Source organism: Streptomyces formicae (genome assembly GCF_002556545.1).
Classification (GTDB): Bacteria; Actinomycetota; Actinomycetes; order Streptomycetales; family Streptomycetaceae; genus Streptomyces; species Streptomyces formicae_A.
This window is the reverse complement of record NZ_CP022685.1, coordinates 796,598-820,462: the sequence shown is the minus strand read 5'-3', so window position 1 is coordinate 820,462 and position 23,865 is coordinate 796,598. Positions and strand designations below refer to the sequence as shown.

2 protein-coding genes (1 of these 2 running past the window's edge) are annotated in these 23,865 nt (G+C 71.3%); both read left to right on the top strand.

What is annotated here, in order from left to right; all coding sequences use genetic code 11:
- Positions 1 to 64 precede the first annotated feature (64 nt).
- Positions 65 to 14,401, top strand: a complete 14,337-nt coding sequence (locus tag KY5_RS03280) for a non-ribosomal peptide synthetase (RefSeq protein ID WP_098240745.1) — start codon at positions 65 to 67, stop codon at positions 14,399 to 14,401.
- Positions 14,398 to 23,865, top strand: the 5' portion of a protein-coding gene (locus KY5_RS03275; protein ID WP_098240744.1) for a non-ribosomal peptide synthetase. The gene runs 8,025 nt beyond the window's last position; 9,468 of the gene's 17,493 nt are visible here — the first part of the coding sequence; the start codon lies at positions 14,398 to 14,400; its stop codon lies beyond the right edge, outside the window. Before KY5_RS03280 ends, KY5_RS03275 begins: the two co-directional genes overlap by 4 nt.

The window sequence follows — 23,865 nt, the reverse complement described above, 5'->3', positions numbered from 1 at the left end:
GGAGACGGCACCCCGGAGAGGGCCGCGCACTCATCGATGAATTGGCAGAAAGGGCGGGTTGAGTATGTCCGAGGGCGGATCCCTGCGTCACCGTGCGTCGGCCGCACAACTGGGTGTCTGGGTCGCGCAGCAGTTGGAGCCGGGCAGCCCGCTCTACAACTGCGGCGTGTTCTTCGACATTGACGCACCCCTGGACCAAGACCTCCTGGACCGTGCCGTCACCCGTGCCGTACGGGAGACCGAGGCGCTGCGGGTGCGCTTCACCGAGGACGACGAGGGCCTGTGGCTGGAGACCGTCCCCGGCACCGCACCGCTGTCGCACGTCGACCTGAGCGACGAGGCCGACCCCTACGCCGCGGCCCTGGCCCGGATGAAGGCCGACCTGGCCGTCCCGGTCGACCTGACACAGGGGCCGCTCTACGGTCACACGTTGCTGCGCCTCGCACCGGACCGCCACCTGCTCGCCTTCCGCTACCACCACATCGCGCTCGACGGCTGGGGCCAGACCCTGCACTGCCGACGGATCGCCGAGCTGTACACGGCGTACACCCAGGGCGCCGAACCGGCCGAAGCCACCTTCGGCGCCCTGTCCCGACTCCTCGACGAGGACAGCGAGTACCGCCGTTCCGCAGCCCACGAGCGGGACGGCGACTACTGGCGCGAGGCCCTCGCCGACGCCCCCGAGGCGCCGCGCCTCGCGCCGGGCTCCGCACCCCCCGCCCACAGTGAACTCCGCGCCGCCACCTGGCTCTCCGACGCGCAGGTCAGCGGCCTCACCGCGGCGGCCAGGGAGGCGGGCACCCGCTGGACCGTGGTGCTCACCGCCGCCTTCGCCGCCTACCTCCAGCGCCTGACGTCCCTCTCCGACGTCCTCATCGGATTCCCGATCGCCGCGCGCACCGGCCGCGCCGCCCTCACCACCCCCGGCATGCTCGCCAACGAGGTCCCGCTGCGCGTCCGGGTCCGTCCCTCGGAGACCATGGCCGAGCTGACCGCGCAGGTGGCGCGGCAGGTCCTCGGGGCCGTCAAGCACCAGCGGTACCGGGGCGAGGACCTCCACCGCGACCTGGCACGCAACGCCGGGAACCCGCTGGTGGGCCCCGTCGTCAACCTCGTCGGACACGAGCAGTCCCTGGACTTCGGCGGCCGCACCGCCACGGCACGCCAGCTCTCCACCGGGCGCGTCAGGGACCTGTCCGTACACATCAGCGGAACCCCCGACGGCACCGGCGGCATCCGCGTCGACTTCGACGCCCACGCCGGCCTGTACAGCGACGCCGAACTCCACGCCCACCGCGACCGGTTCCTCACCTACCTCTCCAGGCTCCTCGCCGACACCTCCGAGCCCATCGGACGCGCCGACCTGCTGGACGCCGACGAGCACCACCGCGCCGTCGTGGAGTGGAACGACACCGGCAGGGACGTGCCCTCGACCACGCTGCCCGCGCTCTGGGCAGAGCAGGTGCGACGCACCCCCGAGGCCCCGGCGGTCGAGTCGCGCGACCAGGTCCTCAGCTACGCCGAGCTCGACGAGCGCGCGGACCGCCTCGCGCGCCGGCTGAGCCGCGCGGGGGCGGGCCCCGAGAAGTTCGTCGCGCTGGTGCTGCCCCGCTCCGTGGAGCTGGTCGTCGCGCTGCTCGCCGTGGTCAAGGCGGGTGCCGCGTACGTACCGGTGGACCCCGACTACCCGGCCGACCGCATCCAGTACATGATCGAGGACTGCGAACCGGCGCTGATCGTCACCGACACCCGGTTCGCCGACCGCGTTCCCGGCCCGGCGTCCCGGCGCGTACTCGTCGACGTGCCCGACACCGCGGCCGCACCGCACGAAGAGGGCGCTGCCGAGGCCGACGACACCGCGCACGCCACACGCCTCCTGCCGAACCACCCCGCCTACGTCATCTACACCTCGGGTTCGACCGGTCGCCCCAAGGGAGTCGTGGTCGAGCACCGCTCCCTGACCGCCTACCTCCAGCGGGCCCGCGCGACGTATCCGGCCGCGGCGGGAGCCTCCCTGTTGCACTCGCCGGTCGCCTTCGACCTCACGGTCACCGCGCTGTACACCCCCCTCGTCAGCGGCGGCCGCGTCCGCGTCGGCGACCTGGACGAGGACACCGCGGGCAGCGGCGCACGGCCTACCTTCATGAAGGTCACACCGAGCCACCTGGAACTCCTCGACACCCTCCCCGACGCCGCGTCGCCCAGCGACACGCTCATCATCGGAGGCGAGGCACTGCACGGCAGCGCCCTCGACGCCTGGCGTCGACGGCACCCGGACGCCGTGGTCTACAACGCGTACGGACCCACCGAAGCCACGGTGAACTGCCTGGACCACCGCCTTGAGCCCGGCGAGCCCACACCGGACGGACCCGTACCGGTCGGCCGCCCCTTCTGGAACACCCGCGCCTACGTGCTCGACAGCGCCCTGCGCCCCGTCCCGCCGACGGTCGTGGGCGAGCTGTACATCGCCGGTACGGGACTGGCCCGTGGCTACTGGCGGCGCCAGGACCTCACCGCGGAACGCTTCGTCGCCGACCCCTTCGCCCCCCTGCACGACGCTCCCGGCGCGCGCATGTACCGCACCGGCGATCTCGTGCGCCAACGGCACGACGGCAGCATCGAGTTCGTGGGACGGGCCGACGGGCAGGTCAAGATCCGCGGCCACCGCATCGAGCTCGGCGAGATCCAGGCCAGGCTCGCCCGGCTGCCGGAAGTCGCCCAGGCCGTCGTCATCGCCCGCAGCGACCGGCCAGGGGACGTCAGCCTCGTCGGGTACGCCGTCCCCGCGGGCGGCGCCCACCCCGACTCGCTGCGCGAGCAACTCGCCGACGCGCTGCCCGAGTACATGGTCCCGGCCGCCGTCGTCCTCCTGGACGAACTGCCGCTCACCCCGAACGGCAAACTCGACCGCAAGGCCCTCCCCGCGCCCGAGTACGCCGACGACACCCCCGCCCGTGCTCCTCGCACGCCCCACGAGGAGCTGCTCTGCGAGCTCTTCGCGCGCGTCCTCGGCCTGCCGCAGGTCGGGCCCGACAGCGACTTCTTCACCCTGGGCGGGCACTCCCTGCTGGCCACCCGGCTCGTCTCCCGCGTCCGCGCCAGCTTCCGGGCGGAGATCACCGTCCGGCAGCTGTTCGACGCCCCCACCCCGGCGGCCCTGGCCCGCGCCCTGGCCTCCGCGGGCGCCGTCGGCGAACCGCTGAGCCCCGCGGGGCCGCGCCCCGCACGCATACCCGCCTCGTACGGTCAGCGCCGCTGGTGGTTCCTGGACCGCATGGAGGACCAGGACGCCAACGCCACCCACAACATCCCGGCCGCCCTCAGGCTCTCCGGCACCCTGGACCGCGCGGCCCTGCACGCCGCCCTGGGCGACGTCGTCCGCCGTCACGAGCCCTTGCGCACCCTCCTCACCGAGGACGCCGAAGGACTGTGCCAGACCGTACTCGCCCCCGAGGACGCCGAACCGTCCCTCCTGGTGGCACCCGTCGACCCCGCGGACCTCGACGCCGGACTCGACCGCGTGGCCCGCGAGCGCTTCGACCTCTCGGCCGAACCGCCCCTGCGCGTACGGCTCTTCGAGATGTCCGACACCGAGCACGTCCTGCTGCTCGTCGTCCACCACGTCGCGGCGGACGGCTGGTCCATGGAGCGGCTCGTCCGCGACATCGCCACCGCGTACGCCGCCCGTCAGCAGGGCAAGGCACCCGACTGGTCGCCGCTGCCCCTCCAGTACGCCGACTACGCGCTGTGGCAGCGCGACGCCCTCGGCACGCCCGGCGACCCCGACAGCCTCGCCGACCGGCAGCTCGCCTACTGGAAGCAGACGCTCGACGGCCTGCCCGACGAGGTGCCGCTCCCGGTCGACCGCCCCCGCCCCGCCGTCGCCACCGGCGCCGGAGCCCACTTCGAGTTCGACGTGCCCGCCGAACTGCACACCCGGATGGTCGCCCTCGCGCGCACCCACAACGCCAGCGTCTTCATGGTCGTGCAGGCCGCCCTCGCGGCACTCCTGTCCAGGCTCGGCGGCGGCGAGGACATCCCGATCGGGTCGCCGATCGCCGGGCGCACCGACGAGGCGGTCGAGGAACTGGTCGGCGTCTTCGTCAACACCTTGGTGCTGCGCACCGACGTGTCGGGCGCCCCCACGTTCCGTGAACTCCTGGCCCGCGTGCGCGAGAGTGACCTCTCCGCGTACGTCCACCAGGACGTGCCCTTCGAGCGCCTCGTGGAGGAGCTCAACCCTGCCAGGTCGCTCTCCCGCAGCCCGCTGTTCCAGGTGATGCTCGCCTTCCAGAACACCTACCGCCACGACGGGATCAACGCGCTCAGCGAGCTCTCGGGGCTCGACGCGGAACTGCTGCCCAGCCACACCGGCACGGCCGAGTTCGACCTCTCCTTCGACCTCGGCGAGCGCTTCACCACCGACGGCGCACCGGCAGGTATGTACGGCGGCCTCGAGTACAGCACCGAACTCTTCGACCCCGCGACGGCTCACGCTGTCGCGGACCGCCTCCTGCGCGTCCTGGACCAGGCGTGCGCCGACCCCGATGGTCGTGTGTCCGATCTCGACGTGTTGTCGGGTGAGGAGTTGCGGCGTGTGGTGGTGGAGTGGAACGCGACGGAGAGTGTGGTGCCCTCGGCGTCGTTGGCTGATCTGTTCGTGGAGCAGGTGGGGCGGACGCCGGACGCGGTGGCGCTGGTCTCGGGCGATGAGTCGTTGTCGTATGCGGAGTTGGATGCGCGTGCGTGTGGTGTGGCCGGGCTGCTTGCCGCGCGGGGTGTGAGGGTGGGGGACCGGGTTGGTGTGATGGTGCCTCGGTCGGTGGAGCTGATGGTGGCTCTGCTGGCGGTGCACAAGGCCGGAGCGGCGTATGTGCCGGTGGATGTGGACTATCCGGTGGATCGCGTCCGGTATGTGCTGGATGATGCGGCGCCGTCGTTGGTGTTGACGGTGTCGGGTGTGTCGGTGGACGTGCCGGGCGTTCCGGTGGTGTGTGTGGATGAGGTGGGGTCGGGTACGTCGGGCGGCTTCGCGCCGCGCGCCTTGCCGGAGAGCCCCGCATATGTCATCTACACGTCGGGCTCCACAGGCCGCCCCAAGGGCGTCGTCGTGCCGCACCAAGGCGTCGTCAACCGCCTCCTGTGGATGCAGCACGCATACGGACTCACCCCGGACGACCGGGTCCTGCAGAAGACACCGGCCGGCTTCGACGTATCGGTGTGGGAGTTCTTCTGGCCGCTGATCACCGGCGCGACCCTGGTCCTCGCGCGGCCCGACGGGCACCGTGACCCGGCCTACCTGGCGGACGTGATCCGCCAGGAGAGGATCACCACGCTGCACTTCGTCCCCTCCATGCTGCGGGTCTACCTGGCGGAGCCCACCGCCGCCGAATGCCCCTCCCTGCAAAGGGTGTTCTGCAGCGGCGAAGCACTCCCCGGCGAGCTGTCCGACCGCTTCCACGAGGTGATGGACGCTCAGCTCCACAACCTCTACGGACCGACCGAAGCCTCGGTGGACGTCACCTACTACCCCTGCGCACAGGGGAGTGGTGTGTCGGTCCCGATCGGCCGTCCGGTGTGGAATACGTCGGTGTTCGTGCTGGATGGTGGTTTGCGTCCGGTGGCGCCGGGTGTGGTGGGTGAGTTGTATTTGGCGGGTGTGCAGTTGGCGTATGGCTATTGGGGTCGTGCGGGGTTGAGTGCGGAGCGGTTTGTGGCGTGCCCGTTTGGGTCGTCGGGGTCGCGGATGTATCGGACGGGTGACTTGGTGCGGTGGACCGCGTCGGGTGATCTGGTTTTTGTGGGGCGTGTGGATGATCAGGTGAAGATCCGTGGTCAGCGGGTCGAGTTGGGTGAGGTTCAGGCGGTGGTGGCGGCTGTTCCGGGTGTGGGGCAGTCGGTGGTGGTGGCGCGTGAGGAGGGTGTGGGGGACTGGCGTCTGGTGGCGTATGTGGTGTCGTCGCCTGATGTGGTGGTGGATGCGGGTGTGGTGCGTGAGTGGGTGGCGGAGCGGTTGCCGGAGGGGATGGTTCCTTCGGCGGTGGTGGTGCTTGATGCGTTGCCGGTGACGGTGAATGGCAAGTTGGATCGTCGTGCGTTGCCTGCTCCGGAGTATCAGGTGGGTGCGGGGCGGTTGCCGCGGGGTCCGCGCGAGGAGATTCTGTGTGGTCTGTTCGCGGAGGTGTTGGGTGTTCCGCGGGTGGGTGTGGATGACTCGTTCTTCGACTTGGGTGGGCATTCGCTGTTGGTGACGCGGCTGGTGAGCCGGGTCCGTACCGTCTTCGACGCCGAACTCCCCATCCAGCGGGTCTTCCGCACGCCCACCGTCGCTGGACTCGCCGAGGTCCTGGAGACCGTGGACGCCGCCCGCGTCCCCGTGACCGCGGGGCCGCGCCCGGACCGGCTGCCGCTCTCGTTCGCTCAGGAGCGGTTGTGGTTCCTGCACCGCTTCGAGGGCGCGGCGGCCACGTACAACCTGCCTCTGGTGCTGGAGCTTTCGGGCCGCTTGGACCAGGAGGCGCTTCGTGCGGCCCTTGCCGACGTGGTGGCACGTCACGCGCCGCTGCGCACCCTCTTCGCCGAGGACGCCGAAGGGCCCTATCAGCGCGTACTCGACCCCGGCCGCCCCGAGCTGACCGTCGTCAGCCTCACCGGCGCCGACGCGGGCCAGGTACGTCGACACATCGACGCGGCGACGCGCGTCGGATTCGACATCGCCGCCGAACCGCCGCTGCGCGTCACCCTCTTCGAGACGGCGCCGGACGAGCACACGTTGCTGCTCCTGCTCCACCACATCGCCGGTGACGGCTGGACCCTGCCCGTACTCGCCGAGGACCTGGCGACGGCCTACACGTCCCGGCTGGACGGCGCGGCACCCGGCTGGTCCCCGCTCACCGTGGAGTACGCGGATTACGCGGTGTGGCAGCGGGATGTGCTGGGGTCCGGTGATGATCCGGATTCGCTGCTCGGTGGTCAACTGGCGTACTGGCGTGAGGCGTTGGCCGGGTTGCCGGAGGAGTTGGCGTTGCCGGTGGACCGGCCGCGTCCGGCTGTGGCTTCGTATGAGGGTGAGCGGCTGGAGTTCGAGGTTCCGGCGGAGTTGCATGCCCGGGTGGTGGAGGTGGCTCTCCAGCATCGGGTGAGTGTGTTCATGGTGGTGCAGGCCGCGCTCGCGGTGCTGTTGTCACGGCTCGGTGCGGGGACGGATGTGCCGATCGGTACGCCGGTGGCGGGGCGTACGGATGAGGCGGTGGAGCGGCTGGTGGGCTGCTTCGTCAACACGCTGGTGCTGCGCAACGACCTGTCGGGCGAGCCGACGTTCGCCGAGCTCCTGGAGCGGGTGCGCGAGACGGACCTGGCGGCCTACGCGCATCAGGACCTGCCCTTCGAACGGCTGGTGGAGGAGCTCAACCCCGAGCGCTCCCTCGCCCGCCACCCCCTCTTCCAGGTCACTCTCACGTTCGACACCGAAGGCTCGGCGCTCGAGCGGGTCGACCAGGCCATGAAGGGCCTGTCCGTCACCGACGGCAAGGCGTGGAGCGGCTCCGCCAAGTTCGACCTGGTCTTCGGCTTCGCCGAGCGCCACACCACGTCCGGCGACCCCGACGGGATGCGCGCCGCGCTGGTGTACAGCACCGACCTCTACGACCCCGAGACCGCGCGGTCCCTGACCGACCGCCTGACGCGCCTGCTCGACTCCGTCACGGCCCGGCCCTCCCTGCACATCGACGCCGTGGACGTTCTCACCGAGGCGGAGCGTGTGGTGGCTCGTGAGCTGCCGCCGGAGGGTGAGCGCTCGACTCTGCCCGAGTTGTTCGAGGCGCAGGCTGCCCGTACACCGGACCGCGCGGCGGTGGTCTTTGGTGATGTGTCGTTGTCGTATGCGGAGTTGGATGGGCGTGCGGAGCGTGTGGCGCATCTTCTGTTGGATCGGGGGGTGTGTGCGGGTGATTTCGTGGCGTTGGCTCTTCCTCGGTCGGAGGAGTTGGTTGTTGCGATTTTGGGTGTGTTGAAGGCTGGGGCGGCGTATGTGCCGGTGGATCCGGCGTATCCGGCGGATCGGATCAGGAACACGTTGGTGGACTGTGGTCCGGCGTTGGTGGTGACGAGTGCGAGTGTTGTCGCGAGTCTGCCGGAGGATGTGGGCTGCGAGGTGGTGGTGCTGGATTCCCCTTCGGTGGTAGGGGAGTTGGCGTCTGGGCCTGCCGCTGGTGTGGCGGGTCGGCGTGGTGGGGTGTTGCCGGAGCATCCGGCGTATGTGATTTATACGTCGGGTTCGACGGGGCGCCCTAAGGGTGTGGTGGTGGCGCATCAGAATGTGGTGCGGTTGTTCTCTGCGACGGATGAGTGGTTCGGGTTCGGGGCGGATGATGTGTGGACGTTGTTCCACTCGTTCGCGTTCGATTTCTCGGTGTGGGAGTTGTGGGGTGCGCTGCTGCACGGTGGGCGTTTGGTGGTGGTCTCGCATGAGGTGAGCCGGTCGCCTGCGGACTTTTTGGATCTGCTGGTGCGTGAGCGGGTCACTGTGTTGAATCAGACGCCGTCGGCGTTCTACCAGTTGAGTCAGGCTGATGCTGATCGCCCGGAGGTGGGGCGGGAGTTGGCTCTGCGGTATCTGGTGTTCGGTGGTGAGGCGTTGGAGCCGTCGCGGTTGGCGGACTGGTATGCCCGGCACGGGGACCGTTCGCCACTGTTGGTGAACATGTATGGCATCACCGAGACGACGGTGCATGTGACGTATCTGCCGTTGGATGAGTCGCTGACCGACGGCAGTGCCCGCAGTGTGATCGGTGTGGGTATCCCGGATCTGCGGGTGCATGTGCTGGACGAGCGGTTGCGGCCGGTTCCGTTCGGTGTGGTGGGCGAGTTGTATGTGGGTGGCCGGGCTCCGGCGGACGGTTATCTGCACCGTCGGGCTCTGACCTCGGAGCGCTTTGTCGCCGACCCCTTCGCGGCCGACGGTTCCCGCATGTATCGCACGGGGGACCTGGCGCGGCGCCTGCGCGATGGAGGTCTTGAGTACCTCGGCCGCTCCGACCACCAGGTGAAGATCCGCGGGTTCCGCATCGAACTCGGCGAGATCGAGGCCGTGTTGGCGCGGCACCCCGACGTCGGCCAGTGCGCCGTCGTGGTGCGCGAGGACCGGCCTGGCGACAAGCGCCTCGTCGCCTACACCGTGTCCGCTGCCGGGCCCGTGCGGCACGCCGCCCTCCGTGAGCACGCGGCGGGCTCCCTCCCCGACTACATGGTTCCCTCCGCGTTCGTCGCGCTGGACGCCCTGCCCCTCACGCCGAACGGCAAGCTCGACCAGAAGGCACTGCCCGAGCCCGAGACGGGCGCGGCCCCCGAGGGCCGAGCACCGCGCAACCCGCGTGAAGAGATCCTCTGTGCCCTGTTCGCCGAGGTCCTCGACGTGCCCGAGGTCTCCGTGGACGACGACTTCTTCGCCCTCGGCGGCCACTCCCTGCTCGCGACCCGCCTGGTCGGCCGCATCCGCGGCGCCCTCAGCGCCGAGCTGTCGGTACGCGCCCTCTTCGAGTCGCCCACCGTCGCCGAACTGGCCACGCTGCTCACGTCGGCGGACGACGCACGCACCGCCCTGACCCGCGCCGAGCCGAGGCCGGGGCGCGTCCCCCTGTCGTACGCACAGCAGCGGCTGTGGTTCCTCCAGCACCTCCAGGGCCCCAGCCCCGCCTACAACATTCCGGCGGCGCTGCGTCTCTCGGGCGACGTGGACCGCGATGCGCTGGAGGCGGCACTGGCCGACCTCGCCGAGCGCCACGAATCGCTGCGCACGGTCTTCGCCGAGGACGAGCAGGGCCCGTACCAGAAGGTCCTCTCCCCGGCCGAGGCCCGGCCGGGACTGCCCGTCGAGCACATCACCGAGGAGCAGCTGGCCGAGCGGCTCGCGGATGCGGCACGCACCGGCCTTGACCTGACCTCCGACGCACCGCTGCGGGCCCGGCTGTTCGCTCTCGCCCCCCAGGAGCACGTACTGCTCCTGGTGATCCACCATGCCGCCACGGACGGCTGGTCGCTGCTGCCGCTCGCTCGCGACATCGTCACCGCCTACGCGGCGCGCAGCGAGGGCCGGACGCCCGACTGGGCGCCACTGCCCGTCCAGTACGCCGACTACAGCCTGTGGCAGCGTGCGCGGCTCGGCTCGGAGGACGACCCCGAGTCCCCGGTCTCCCGCCAACTGGCCCACTGGACCGGCGAACTCGCTGACCTGCCGTCCGAACTGACCCTGCCCACCGACCGCCCCCGCCCGCTCGTCGCCTCCGAGGACGGTGACGAGATCGGCTTCGACGTGCCGGCCGAGGTGCACCAGAGCCTGCTGCGGCTGGCCAGGGAGAGTGGCGCGAGCCTGTTCATGGTGGTGCAGACGGCACTGGCCGCGCTCCTTACCCGGCTGGGCGCGGGCACGGACGTACCGATCGGGACGCCGGTCGCCGGACGTGACGACGAGGCCGTCGAGGACCTCATCGGCTTCTTCGTCAACACGCTGGTGCTGCGCACCGACACGACGGGCGACCCCACGTTCACCGAACTGCTCGACCGGGTCCGTGCCACCGACCTCACGGCGTACGACCACCAGGACGTGCCCTTCGAGAGGCTGGTCGACGCGCTCAACCCGGAGCGGTCGCTCGGCCGTCACCCGCTGTTCCAGGTGTCCCTGCGCGTCGACACCTCCGACCGGCAGTCCGCGCTCGACACGATCGGCCGACTGCCCGGCCTCGACGTCACCCGGCACCCGGTGACCACGCACGCGGCCAAGTTCGACCTCGCCTTCGCCCTGGAGGAGCGTCACACCGCGGAGGGCGGCCCCGACGGTCTGCGGGGCGTCCTGGAGTACCGCACCGACCTCTTCGACGAGGCCACCGTCCGGTCGATCGGCGAACGGCTCGTCCACGTCCTGACCGCCGCCGCCGAGCAGCCCGCTCAGCGCATCGGCGCCGTGGACGTACTGACCGAGGCGGAGCGTGTGGTGGCTCGTGAGCTGCCGCCGGAGGGTGAGCGCACGACCTTGCCGCTGCTGTTCGAGGCGCAGGCCGCCCGTACACCGGACCGCGCGGCGGTGGTCTTTGGTGATGTGTCGTTGTCGTATGCGGAGTTGGATGGGCGTGCGGAGCGTGTGGCGCATCTTCTGTTGGATCGGGGGGTGTGTGCGGGTGATTTCGTGGCGTTGGCTCTTCCTCGGTCGGAGGAGTTGGTTGTTGCGATTTTGGGTGTGTTGAAGGCTGGGGCGGCGTATGTGCCGGTGGATCCGGCGTATCCGGCGGATCGGATCAGGAACACGTTGGTGGACTGTGGTCCGGCGTTGGTGGTGACGAGTGCGAGTGTTCTCGCGAGTCTGCCGGAGGATGTGGGCTGCGAGGTGGTGGTGCTGGATTCCCCTTCGGTGGTAGGGGAGTTGGCGTCTGGGCCTGCCGCTGGTGTGGCGGGTCGGCGTGGTGGGGTGTTGCCGGAGCATCCGGCGTATGTGATTTATACGTCGGGTTCGACGGGGCGCCCTAAGGGTGTGGTGGTGGCGCATCAGAATGTGGTGCGGTTGTTCTCTGCGACGGATGAGTGGTTCGGGTTCGGGGCGGATGATGTGTGGACGTTGTTCCACTCGTTCGCGTTCGATTTCTCGGTGTGGGAGTTGTGGGGTGCGCTGCTGCACGGTGGGCGTTTGGTGGTGGTCTCGCATGAGGTGAGCCGGTCGCCTGCGGACTTTTTGGATCTGCTGGTGCGTGAGCGGGTCACTGTGTTGAATCAGACGCCGTCGGCGTTCTACCAGTTGAGTCAGGCTGATGCTGATCGCCCGGAGGTGGGGCGGGAGTTGGCTCTGCGGTATCTGGTGTTCGGTGGTGAGGCGTTGGAGCCGTCGCGGTTGGCGGACTGGTATGCCCGGCACGGGGACCGTTCGCCACTGTTGGTGAACATGTATGGCATCACCGAGACGACGGTGCATGTGACCTACCTGCCGTTGGACGAGTCGCTGACCGACGGCAGTGCCCGCAGTGTGATCGGCGTGGGTATCCCGGACCTGCGGGTGCATGTGCTGGACGAGCGGTTGCGGCCGGTTCCGTTCGGTGTGGTGGGCGAGTTGTATGTGGGTGGCCGGGCCCCGGCGGACGGTTATCTGCACCGTCGCGGTCTCACCTCGGAGCGCTTTGTCGCCGACCCCTTCGCGGCCGACGGTTCCCGCATGTATCGCACGGGCGACCTCGCGCGCCGAAACCGTGACGGAGGTCTTGAGTACCTCGGCCGCTCCGACCACCAGGTGAAGATCCGCGGGTTCCGCATCGAACTCGGCGAGATCGAGGCGGCCCTCGCCCGCCACCCGGGGGTCGGCGAGTGCACCGTCGTGGTGCGCGAGGACCGTCCCGGCGACAAGCGCCTCGTCGCCTACGCCGTTCCGGCCACCGGTGCCGGGACCGGTCAGGACCCGGCGGCCTGGCGGGAACACCTCGCGCGGGAGCTGCCCGCCCACATGGTGCCCACGGCGATTGTGCCGCTGGACGCCCTGCCGCTCACACCCAACGGGAAGGTCAACCAAAAGGCGCTGCCCCGCCCCGAGTACGGCGGCGACACCCAGCGACGCGCGCCCTCCACCGCGCGCGAGGAAGTGCTGTGCGCCGTGTTCGCCGAGGTGCTCGGCCAGGACGAGGTCGGCGTCGACGAAGGATTCTTCGTGCTCGGCGGCGACAGCATCATGGCCATCCAGCTCGTCAGCAAGGCCCGGCGCGCCGGACTCGAACTCTCCGTGCGGGACGTTTTCGAGTACCAGACGGTCATGGCCCTCGCCCATGCCGCACAGGACTCCGACCCCGGAGTGGCGGTCACCGAGGAGTACGCGAAGGGAGCCGGTGACGTACCCCTCATGCCCATCACCCACTGGCTCGCCGAACTGGGCGGTCCCACCGACCACTTCAGCCAGTCGCAGGTCGTCCGGGTACCCGCGGGCGCCGACCCCGACCGTCTCGCGCGGGCGCTCCAGGCGGTCCTCGACCACCACGACGCCCTGCGCATGACCCTCCACGTCACCGACGACGACGGCGGCGAAGGCGGGAGCGCCGCGGGCTGGCGACTTGAGGTTCCCGAAGGCCCCGGTCCCCGCGCGGCCGACGTGCTGCACCGGGTCGACGTCTCCGGCGCGGACGACGAAGGACTGCGGACCCTGCTCCTGGAGGAGGGAGCCGCGGCCAGGGCCCGGCTCGCGCCCCGCGAGGGCGTGATGGTGCGGGCCGTGTGGTTCGACGCGGGACCGAGGCGGCAGGGCAGGCTCCTGTTGGTGGTGCACCACCTCGCCGTCGACGGCGTGTCCTGGCGCATCCTCCTGCCGGACCTCGCGGAGGCCTGGCACGGCTGCGCCTCCGGGGGAGTCCCGCAGCTCCAGCCGGTGGGCACCTCGCTGCGCGGCTGGGCCCACCGCCTCGCGGAGCTCGCCGCCGAACGCCCGGACGCCACCGAACTCGCCCTGTGGCAGGACGTCCTGGCCGATGAGGGACCGCGGCTCGGTGCACGTTCCCTGGACCCGGCGCGCGACACCTACGCCACGGCCCGGCATCTGTCGGTGACCTTGCCGCCGGACGTCACCGAAGCCGTGCTCAGCTCCGTCACCGCCGCCTTCCGCGCGGGACCCGACCAGGTGCTCCTGGCCGCGTTCGCCCTCGCCACGGCGGAATGGCAGGGCCGGTCGGGCCGCACGGGCGCGGGCCGTCCGGCGCGGGCGGGTGCCGAGGTGCTGCTCGACCTCGAAGGACACGGCAGGGAAGAGGAGTTCGCGGGCGGCGCCGACCTGTCGCGCACCGTCGGCTGGTTCACCAGCATCTACCCCGTACGCCTGCGGGCCGGGGACCTGGACCTGGCCGACGCGTGGGCGGCGGGCCCGGCCGCGGGTGACCTCGTCAAACGGGTCAAGGAACAGCTGCGCGCCATCCCCGACCGTGGCATGGCCTACGGCCTCGCCCGCTACCTGGACCCGCGGACCGCGGGTCAGCTCGCCGCCCGCCCGCAGCCGGAGATCGGCTTCAACTACCTGGGCCGGTACGCCGTGGGCACCGACGACGACCCCGCCGACTGGACCATCGAGGCGGGTGTCGACACCGGCACCGACCACGATCCGCGCATGCCGCTGCCGCATGTGCTCGAACTGAACGCCGCCACCCGGGACACCCCGCAGGGGCCCGAACTGGCAGCCGTATGGACCTGGGCGGGTGACCTGCTCAGCGAGGACCGGGTCGAGGAACTGGCCCGCCTGTGGTTCCGGGCACTGGAGTGCCTTGCCACACATGCCGAACGGCCGGACGCGGGTGGACTCACCCCGTCCGACGTGGGCCTTTCCACGATCGACCAGAACGAGATCGACGAGTTCGAAGAAGAGTTGACCCAGGAGTGGGAGACGCACAAATGAGCCGACAGCCGCGGACCATCGAGGACATTCTGCCGCTCTCGCCGCTGCAGGAGGGTCTCCTCTTCCACAGCGTGTACGACCGTTCCGGCAACGACGTGTACACCGCGCAGTCGGTGTTCGAGCTGGCGGACCCGCTGGACACCGATGCCCTGCGGGCGGCCGTGGGCGGCCTCCTGCGCAGGCACGCCGCCCTGCGCGCCTGCTTCCGCGAGCGCAAGTCCGGCGAGTGGGCGCAGCTGGTGCTGCGCGACGTCGAGCCGGTGTGGCAGGAGATCGACCTGAGCGACCTGCCCGAGGCCGAGCGCGTCGCCGAGGCGGACCGCATCGTCGCCGAGGACCGGATACGCCGCTTCGACCTCGCCAAGCCGCCGCTGATGCGCTGCACCCTGCTCAGGCTCGGCGGCGGCATCTACCGCTTCCTGCTGACCAGCCACCACCTGCTGTTCGACGGCTGGTCGCAGCCCGTCCTCGCCCGCGAGCTGTTCGCCCTGTACGAGAGCCGTGGGGCCGTCGACGAGCTGCCCCCCGTACGCCCCTACCGCGACTACCTGGCCTGGCTGGCCCGGCAGGACCGCGACGAGGCCGTCCGCGCCTGGAGCGAGGCGCTCGACGGCATCGACGACGCCACCCTCGTCGCACCCGGCGCCGACCGCGACCCCGTCGTGCCCGAAGAGGTACGCCTCGAACTGTCCGAGGCCGACACCACCACCCTGCTCAACTGGGCACGGGAGAGCGGCCTCACCCTCAGCACCGTCGTGCAGGGTGCCTGGGCCCTGGTCCTGAACGCCATGACCGGACGGGACGACGTCGTCACCGGCGTCACCGTCAACGGGCGCCCGCCCGAGGTCGCGGGCGTCGAGTCGATGGTCGGCCTGTTCATCAACACCGTGCCCCTGCGGCACCGCATCCGCTACGACGAGTCCCTCGCGGCGATGCTGCGACGCCTCCAGGGCGAGCAGGCCCTCCTCCTCGCGCACCAGCACATCGGCCTCTCCGAGATCCAGCGGCAGGCCGGAGCCGGTGAACTCTTCGACACGCTCTGCGTCTTCCAGAACTACCCCTCCAGCGGGGCGGGCCGCCGCAGGTCCACCGGATCCCTGCACGTCAACCGCGTGGACAACCGGGACGCCACGCACTACCCGCTGGCCCTGATCACCGCGCCGGGCGACCGGCTCGGCTTCCGTCTCGACTACCGCCCCGACACCGTCGACCGCGCCGGCGCCGAAGCGGTGCTCGACAGGCTCGCGAAGGTGCTCGACGCGCTGATCCGCGACCCCGATGGCCGTGTGTCCGATCTCGACGTGTTGTCGGGTGAGGAGTTGCGGCGTGTGGTGGTGGAGTGGAACGCGACGGAGAGTGTGGTGCCGTCGGCGTCGTTGGCTGATCTGTTCGTGGAGCAGGTGGGGCGGACGCCGGATGCGGTGGCGCTGGTCTCGGGTGATGAGTCTTTGACGTATGCGGAGTTGGATGCGCGTGCGTGCGGTGTGGCCGAGCTGCTTGCCGCGCGGGGTGTGGAGACAGGGGACCGGGTTGGTGTGATGGTGCCTCGGTCGGTGGAGCTGATGGTGGCTCTGCTGGCGGTGCACAAGGCCGGAGCGGCGTATGTCCCGGTGGATGTGGACTATCCGGTGGATCGCGTCCGGTATGTGCTGGATGATGCGGCGCCGTCGTTGGTGTTGACCGTGTCGGGTGTGTCGGTGGACGTGCCGGGCGTTCCGGTGGTGTGTGTGGATGAGGTGGGGCCGGGTAAGTCGGGCGGGTTCGCGCCGCGCGCCTTGCCGGAGAGCCCCGCATACGTGATGTACACGTCGGGCTCGACCGGTCGCCCCAAGGGTGTGGTGGTGCCGCACCAGGGCATCGTCAACCGCCTCCTGTGGCTCCAGTCCCAGGAACCCCTCACCGCCGACGACCGTCTCCTGCAGAAGACCCCCGCGGGCTTCGACGTCTCCGTCCCCGAGTTCTTCTGGCCGCTGATCACCGGCGCGACCCTGGTCCTCGCGCGGCCCGACGGGCACCGTGACCCGGCCTACCTGGCCGAGGTGATCCGTCAGGAGAAGATCACCTCCGTGCACTTCGTGCCCTCCATGCTGGGCGCGTTCCTCTCCGAACCGACCGCGGCGGAGTGCACCTCCCTCGCGCGCGTCTTCTGCAGCGGCGAGGCGTTCCCCGCCGAACTGCGCGACCGCTTCACCGCCGTACTCGACGCCAGGCTGCACAACCTCTACGGCCCCACCGAAGCCTCCATCGAGGTGACGCACTTCGAGTGCACCGGCGGTACGGGCGGCGACGTGTCGGTGCCCATGGGCCGTCCGGTGTGGAATACGTCGGTGTTCGTGCTGGATGGTGGTTTGCGTCCGGTGGCGCCGGGTGTGGTGGGTGAGTTGTATTTGGCGGGTGTGCAGTTGGCGTATGGCTATTGGGGTCGTGCGGGGTTGAGTGCGGAGCGGTTTGTGGCGTGCCCGTTTGGGTCGTCGGGGTCGCGGATGTATCGGACGGGTGACTTGGTGCGGTGGACCGCGTCGGGTGATCTGGTTTTTGTGGGGCGTGTGGATGATCAGGTGAAGATCCGTGGTCAGCGGGTCGAGTTGGGTGAGGTTCAGGCGGTGGTGGCGGCTGTTCCGGGTGTGGGGCAGTCGGTGGTGGTGGCGCGTGAGGAGGGTGTGGGGGACTGGCGTCTGGTGGCGTATGTGGTGTCGTCGCCTGATGTGGTGGTGGATGCGGGTGTGGTGCGTGAGTGGGTGGCGGAGCGGTTGCCGGAGGGGATGGTTCCTTCGGCGGTGGTGGTGCTTGATGCGTTGCCGGTGACGGTGAATGGCAAGTTGGATCGTCGTGCGTTGCCTGCTCCGGAGTATCAGGTGGGTGCGGGGCGGTTGCCGCGGGGTCCGCGGGAGGAGATTCTGTGTGGTCTGTTCGCGGAGGTGTTGGGTGTTCCGCGGGTGGGTGTGGATGACTCGTTCTTCGATCTGGGTGGGCATTCACTCCTGGTGACGCGGCTGGTGAGCCGGGTCCGTACCGTCTTCGACGCCGAACTCCCCATCCGGCAGGTGTTCGAGAACTCCACCGTCGCGCAGCTGGCCGCCCTGCTCGACAGCGCCGCCTCGGCGCGGACCAAGGTCACACGGCCGCAGACGAGCCCCGACCGGCTGCCGCTGTCCCTCGCCCAGGAGCGGCTGTGGTTCCTGCACCGCTTCGAGGGGCCCGCCGCCACGTACAACCTGCCGCTGGTGCTCGAACTGTCGGGCCGCCTCGATCAGGAGGCCCTGCGAGCCGCGCTGGCCGACGTGGTGGCACGTCACGCGCCGCTGCGCACCCTCTTCGCCGAGGACGCCGAAGGCGCCCACCAGATCGTCCGCGACGACATCGCGCCCGAGTTCACGACGCTCCGCGTCGACGCCGACCGGCTCGACGAGGAACTCGCCCGCGCCGCACGGCACCCCTTCGACCTGACCGCGGAAACCCCTTCCCGCACCTGGCTGTTCGACCTCGGCGACGACCGGTACGTCCTGCTCTTCCTGGTGCACCACATCGCGGCCGACGGCTGGTCCGTACGCGTGCTCGGCGCCGACCTGGCCACCGCCTACACCGCCCGCTGCTCGGCGGCCGCCCCCCAATGGGCCGAACTGCCCCTGAGCTACGCGGATTACGCGGTGTGGCAGCGGGATGTGCTGGGGTCCGGTGATGATCCGGATTCGCTGCTCGGTGGTCAACTGGCTTACTGGCGTGCGGCGTTGGCCGGGTTGCCGGAGGAGTTGGCGTTGCCGGTGGACCGGCCGCGTCCGGCTGTGGCCTCGTATGAGGGTGAGCGGCTGGAGTTCGAGGTTCCGGCGGAGCTGCATGCCCGGGTGGTGGAGGTGGCGCTCCAGCATCGGGTGAGTGTGTTCATGGTGGTGCAGGCCGCGCTCGCGGTGCTGTTGTCCCGGCTTGGTGCGGGGACGGATGTGCCGATCGGTACGCCGGTGGCGGGGCGTACGGATGAGGCGGTGGAGCGGCTGGTGGGCTGCTTCGTCAACACGCTGGTGCTGCGCAACGACCTGTCGGGTGAGCCGACGTTCGCCGAGCTCCTGGAGCGGGTGCGCGAGACGGACCTGGCGGCCTACGCCCATCAGGACCTGCCCTTCGAGCGGCTGGTGGAGGAGCTCAACCCCGAGCGCTCCCTCGCCCGCCACCCCCTCTTCCAGATCATGCTGGCCTCCGCCGAGGGCCGGGCCCGGGACCTGAACGGGCTGCCCGGACTGACCTCGCGGCCGCGCCAAGTCGGCACCAGCACCGCCCAGTTCGACCTCTACCTCACCATCCAGGAGCGGCGCGCCCACGCGGACGCGAGCGCCGAGGGCATCGGCTGCTCCCTGGAGTTCGGCACCGACCTGTACGACAGGGCGACCGCGCAGTCCCTGGCCGACCGTCTGGTGCGGCTCCTGGGCGCGGCCACGGAGGCCCCCGAGACCGCGATCGCGGACCTCGACCTGCTGGACCCGGCCGAGCGCGATCAGGTCCTGGCCGCCTGGAACGACACCGCGACCGCGCTGCCCGCGGCGGCCCGAGCCGTCGCGTCGCCGAGCGAGCTCTTCGCGGAGCAGGCCGCGCGCACCCCCGACGCGGCCGCGGTCGAGTACGAGGGCCGCACCCTCACCTACCGCGAACTCGACACGGCGGCCAACCGGCTCGCCCACCACCTCATCGAAAGGGGCTGCGGCCCCGAGCGGTACGTGGCCCTCGCGCTGCCCCGCACCGAGCAACTGCTCGTGGCCATGCTCGCGGTCCTCAAGACCGGCGCGGCCTACCTGCCGGTCGACCCCGACTTCCCTGCCGACCGCATCGCCATGATGGTCGAGGAGGCGGCGCCCGCCCTGCTGCTCACCACGACCGAAGCGGCCGACGCCCTGCCGCAGGGATACGCCGACCGCGTCGTACGACTGGACGCGGAGGCGACCCGCACGGCCGTCGCCGCGCGGCCGGACCACGCCCCGACGGACGCCGACCGCACGGCGCCCGCGCACCCCGACCACCCGGCGTACGCCATCTACACCTCGGGCTCCACCGGCCGCCCCAAGGGCGTCGTCGTCCCGCGCGGCGGACTGCTCAACTTCCTGCGGGACATGGGCGACCGGGTCGCCCTGGTCCCCGGTGACCGGCTCCTCGCCGTGACCACCGTCGGCTTCGACATCGCCGCCCTGGAGATCTTCGGCCCGCTCCTGAACGGCGCCACCGTCGTGCTCGCCGGCTCCGAGACCGCACGAGACGCGGTCGCCCTGCGCGCGCTGCTCGGCGGCGGGGACATCACCGTCATGCAGGCCACCCCCAGCCTGTGGCACGCGATCACCAGCGACGGCGGCGGCGCCGAGCTCCGCGGCGTGCGCGTCCTGACCGGTGGCGAGCCGCTGCCCGCGGACCTGGCGCGTACGCTGCACCGGCACGCCGACTCCGTGGTCAACCTGTACGGACCCACGGAGACCACCGTCTGGTCCGCGGCCGCCCATGTCGACGAACGCGTCGCCTCGTCCCCTGACATCGGCACGCCCATCGCCAACACCCGCACCTACGTGCTCGACCGCGCCCTGCGGCCCGTGCCCCCGGGCGTACCCGGCGAGCTGTACATCGCGGGAGCGGGCGTCGTCCGCGGCTACCTCGCCCGCCACGACCTCACCTCCGAGCGGTTCGTGGCCGACCCCTACGGCGCCCTGCACGGCGACACCGGGTCCCGGATGTACCGCACCGGCGACCTCGCGCGCTGGAGCGCCGACGGACGGCTCCGCTTCGTCGGACGCGCCGACGACCAGGTCAAGCTGCGCGGATTCCGGATCGAACTGGGCGAGATCGAGACCGCCGTCGGCAGTCACCCGGACGTGCGCAGGGCCGCCGCGGCCGTCCGCGAGGACCGCCCGGGGGACAAGCGCCTCGTGGTCTACGTCGTCCCGGCGGACGGCCGGGTCCCGGTGGCCGCACGGCTGCGCGAGCACGCCGCCGCCTCCCTGCCCGACTACATGGTGCCCTCGGCGTTCGTGACGCTGGAGGCGCTGCCGCTCACCCCGAACGGCAAGCTCGACCGCAAGGCGCTGCCCGCCCCCGCCCGGGGCGCGGACGGCACGGGCGCCGCGGGAAGGGCCCCGCGCTCGCCGCGTGAGGAGATCCTGTGCGCCCTGTTCGCCGAGGTGCTCGGCCTGCCGGACATCACCATCGACGACGACCTCTTCGACCTCGGCGGGCACTCGCTGCTCGCCACCCGTCTCATCAGCCGCATCCGCGCCACCCTCGGCGTCGAACTTCCGCTGCGCGCCCTGTTCGAGGCGCCCACGGTCGCCCGGCTCGCACCGAGGCTCGACGACGCCGACCGCGCGCGCCAGGCCGTGACGGCCGCGCCGAGGCCCGCCAGGCTGCCCCTGTCGTACGCACAGGAGCGGCTGTGGTTCCTCAACCGCTACGAGGGCCCGTCCGCGACCTACAACATGCCGCTCGCGCTGCGCCTGACGGGCCGCCTCGACGAGGAGGCCCTGCGGGCCGCGCTGACCGACCTCGTCGAGCGGCACGAGCCGCTGCGCACCGTCTTCGCCGAGGACGACCACGGCCCGTACCAGATCGTCAGGGACACCGTCCCCCTCGTCCCCGAGACCGTGTCCGTGCTGCCCGGCGAGCTGGACGAGCGGCTCGCCGAGGCCGCGCGGTACGGCTTCGACCTGGCCGCCGAACTCCCCGCGCGCGCCTGGCTGCTGAGGCTTCCGGAGCCCGCCGATCCGGCCGACCGCGAGCAGGTGCTCCTGCTCCTGGTGCACCACATCGCGGCGGACGGCTGGTCCCTGCCCGTCCTCTCCCGTGACCTGAATGCCGCCTACACCGCACGGTGCGCGGGACGGAAGCCCGACTGGCAGCCGCTGCCCGTCGGGTACGCCGACTACGCGCTCTGGCAGCGGAGGGTCATCGGCGACGGAGGCGCCGACGGTGCCGGCGATGACGCCGGGACCACCGGCGCCATCGACCCCGCCGACACGCTCATCGGCAGGCAGCTCGACCACTGGCGGACCGCCCTCGACGGCCTCCCCGAGGAGATCTCCCTCCCCGCGGACAGGCCGAGGCCCGCCGTGCCCACCCATCGCGGCGACCGGATCGACTTCACGGTCCCCGCCGCACTCCACGGCGAACTGGCACGACTGGCCCGCGAGAACCACTGCAGCCTGTTCATGGTGGTCCAGGCCGCCGTCGCCACCCTGCTCTCCCGCCTCGGCGCGGGCACCGACATCCCGCTGGGCAGCCCCGTCGCGGGCCGCGCCGACGAGGCCGTCGAGGACCTGGTGGGCTGCTTCGTCAACACGCTCGTCCTGCGGACCGACCTCTCCGGCGACCCGACGTTCGGTCAACTCCTCGAGCGCGTACGGGAGACCGACCTCGCCGCCTACGCCAACCAGGACGTGCCCTTCGAGCGCCTGGTCGAGGAACTCAACCCGGAGCGCTCGGCCGCACGCCAGCCGCTGTTCCAGGTGCTGCTCGTCCTCAACAACGCCGTACGCGACGGCGCCGTCCAGCCGCTGCCCGGTGTCACCGCCGGAGTCCAGCAGGTGAGCACCGGCGTGGCCCGCTTCGATCTGCTGGTGTCCTTCTCCGAGCGGCGCGGCCAGGACGGCGCCCCCGCGGGCATGGACGCGGCCCTCGAGTTCAGCACCGACCTGTTCGACCGGGCCACCGCCGACGAACTGACCGGCCGCCTGCTGCGCCTGATGGACGCCGTCAGCACGGCCCCGGACCAGACCGTGGGCGCCATCGACGTGCTCGGCCCCGAGGAGCGCGCACTGGTCGTCGAGCGGTGGAACGACACCGCCCGCGAGGTGCCCGCCACCACCCTGCCCGCCCTCTTCGAGCGGCAGGCCGCCCGCACGCCCGAGACCCGGGCCGTCGTGGGATCCGACGCGACGCTGACGTACCGGGAGCTCAACGCCCGCGCCAACCGCCTCGCCCGTCACCTGATCGGCCGGGGCGCGGGCCCGGAGACGCGCGTGGCCCTCGCGATGCCCCGGTCCGAGCGCTGGGTCGTCGCCCTGCTCGCGGTCCTGAAGTCCGGTGCCGCATGGCTGCCGATCGCCCCTGAACTGCCGCTGGAGCGCGCCGAGTTCATGCTCGCCGACAGCCGCCCCGTGCTGGTGCTGCGGGGCGACGAGCCGGAGCTGGCCGATGACTTCGGCCGGGCCCCGCGCCCCGCGGACGACGACGTCACCGACGCCGAGCGATCGGCGCCGCTGCTGCCGGACCACCCGGCGTACATCATGTACACCTCGGGCTCCACCGGTCGGCCCAAGGCCGTCGTCATGCCCTCGGGCGCGATGGTGAACCTGCTCGACTGGCACAGCAGCACCCTCCCCGGTGAAGGGGGCACCGTCACCGCGCAGTTCACCGCGATCAGCTTCGACGTGTCCGCGCAGGAGATCCTCTCCACGCTCCTGTACGGCAAGACGCTCGCGCTCTGCCCCGAGGACGTGCGCCGCGACCCCGACGCACTGGCCGCCTGGCTCGACGAGTACCGGGTGGCGGAGCTGTACGCGCCGAACCTGGTGGTGGACGCCGTGTGCCGGGCCGCCGACGAGCAGGGGCTGGAACTGTCCGCGCTGCGGCACATCGCCCAGGCGGGCGAGGCCCTCACACCGGGCGGCGCCATCCAGCACTTCCACGCGCGCAGGCCGGGCCACCGGCTGCACAACCACTACGGCCCGACCGAGACCCACGTCGTCACCGCGCACACCCTGGCGGACGACCCCGCGCGCTGGCCCGGATCCGCCCCGATCGGGCGCCCGGTCGGCAACACCCGCGCCTACGTCCTCGACAGCGGGCTGCGCCCGGTCCCGGTCGGCACCCCGGGCGAACTCCACATCGCGGGCGCCGGTCTGGCCCGCGGCTACTGGGACCGCCAGGACCTGACCGCCGAGCGGTTCGTCGCCTGCCCCTTCGGCAACCCGGGCGAGCGGATGTACCGCACCGGCGACCTGGCGCGGTGGAACCGCGAAGGGGAGCTGGAGTACCTGGGCCGCGTGGACGACCAGGTGAAGATCCGCGGCTTCCGCATCGAGCCAGGCGAGGTCGAGGCGTGCCTGGGCGGCCACCCGGACGTGGCCCGCGCCGCCGTGGTCGTGCGCGAGGACACCCCCGGGGACAAGCGGATCGTCGCCTACGTCGTACCGGTGGACGGCGCGGCCTTGGACACCGAGGCCCTGCGGACGCACACGGCGGGCACCCTGCCCGAGTACATGGTGCCGTCCGCGGTCCTCGTCCTGCCCGCGCTGCCCCTGACGACCAACGGCAAACTGGACCGCAGGGCACTGCCCGTACCGCAGTACGGAACCGACCACGGCGGGCGGGCCCCGCGCTCCCCGCGCGAGGAACTCCTGTGCGGCCTGTTCGCCGAGGTGCTCGGCGTGGCCGAGGTCTCCATCGACGACGACTTCTTCGCCCTGGGCGGCCACTCCCTGCTCGTCACCCGGCTCGTC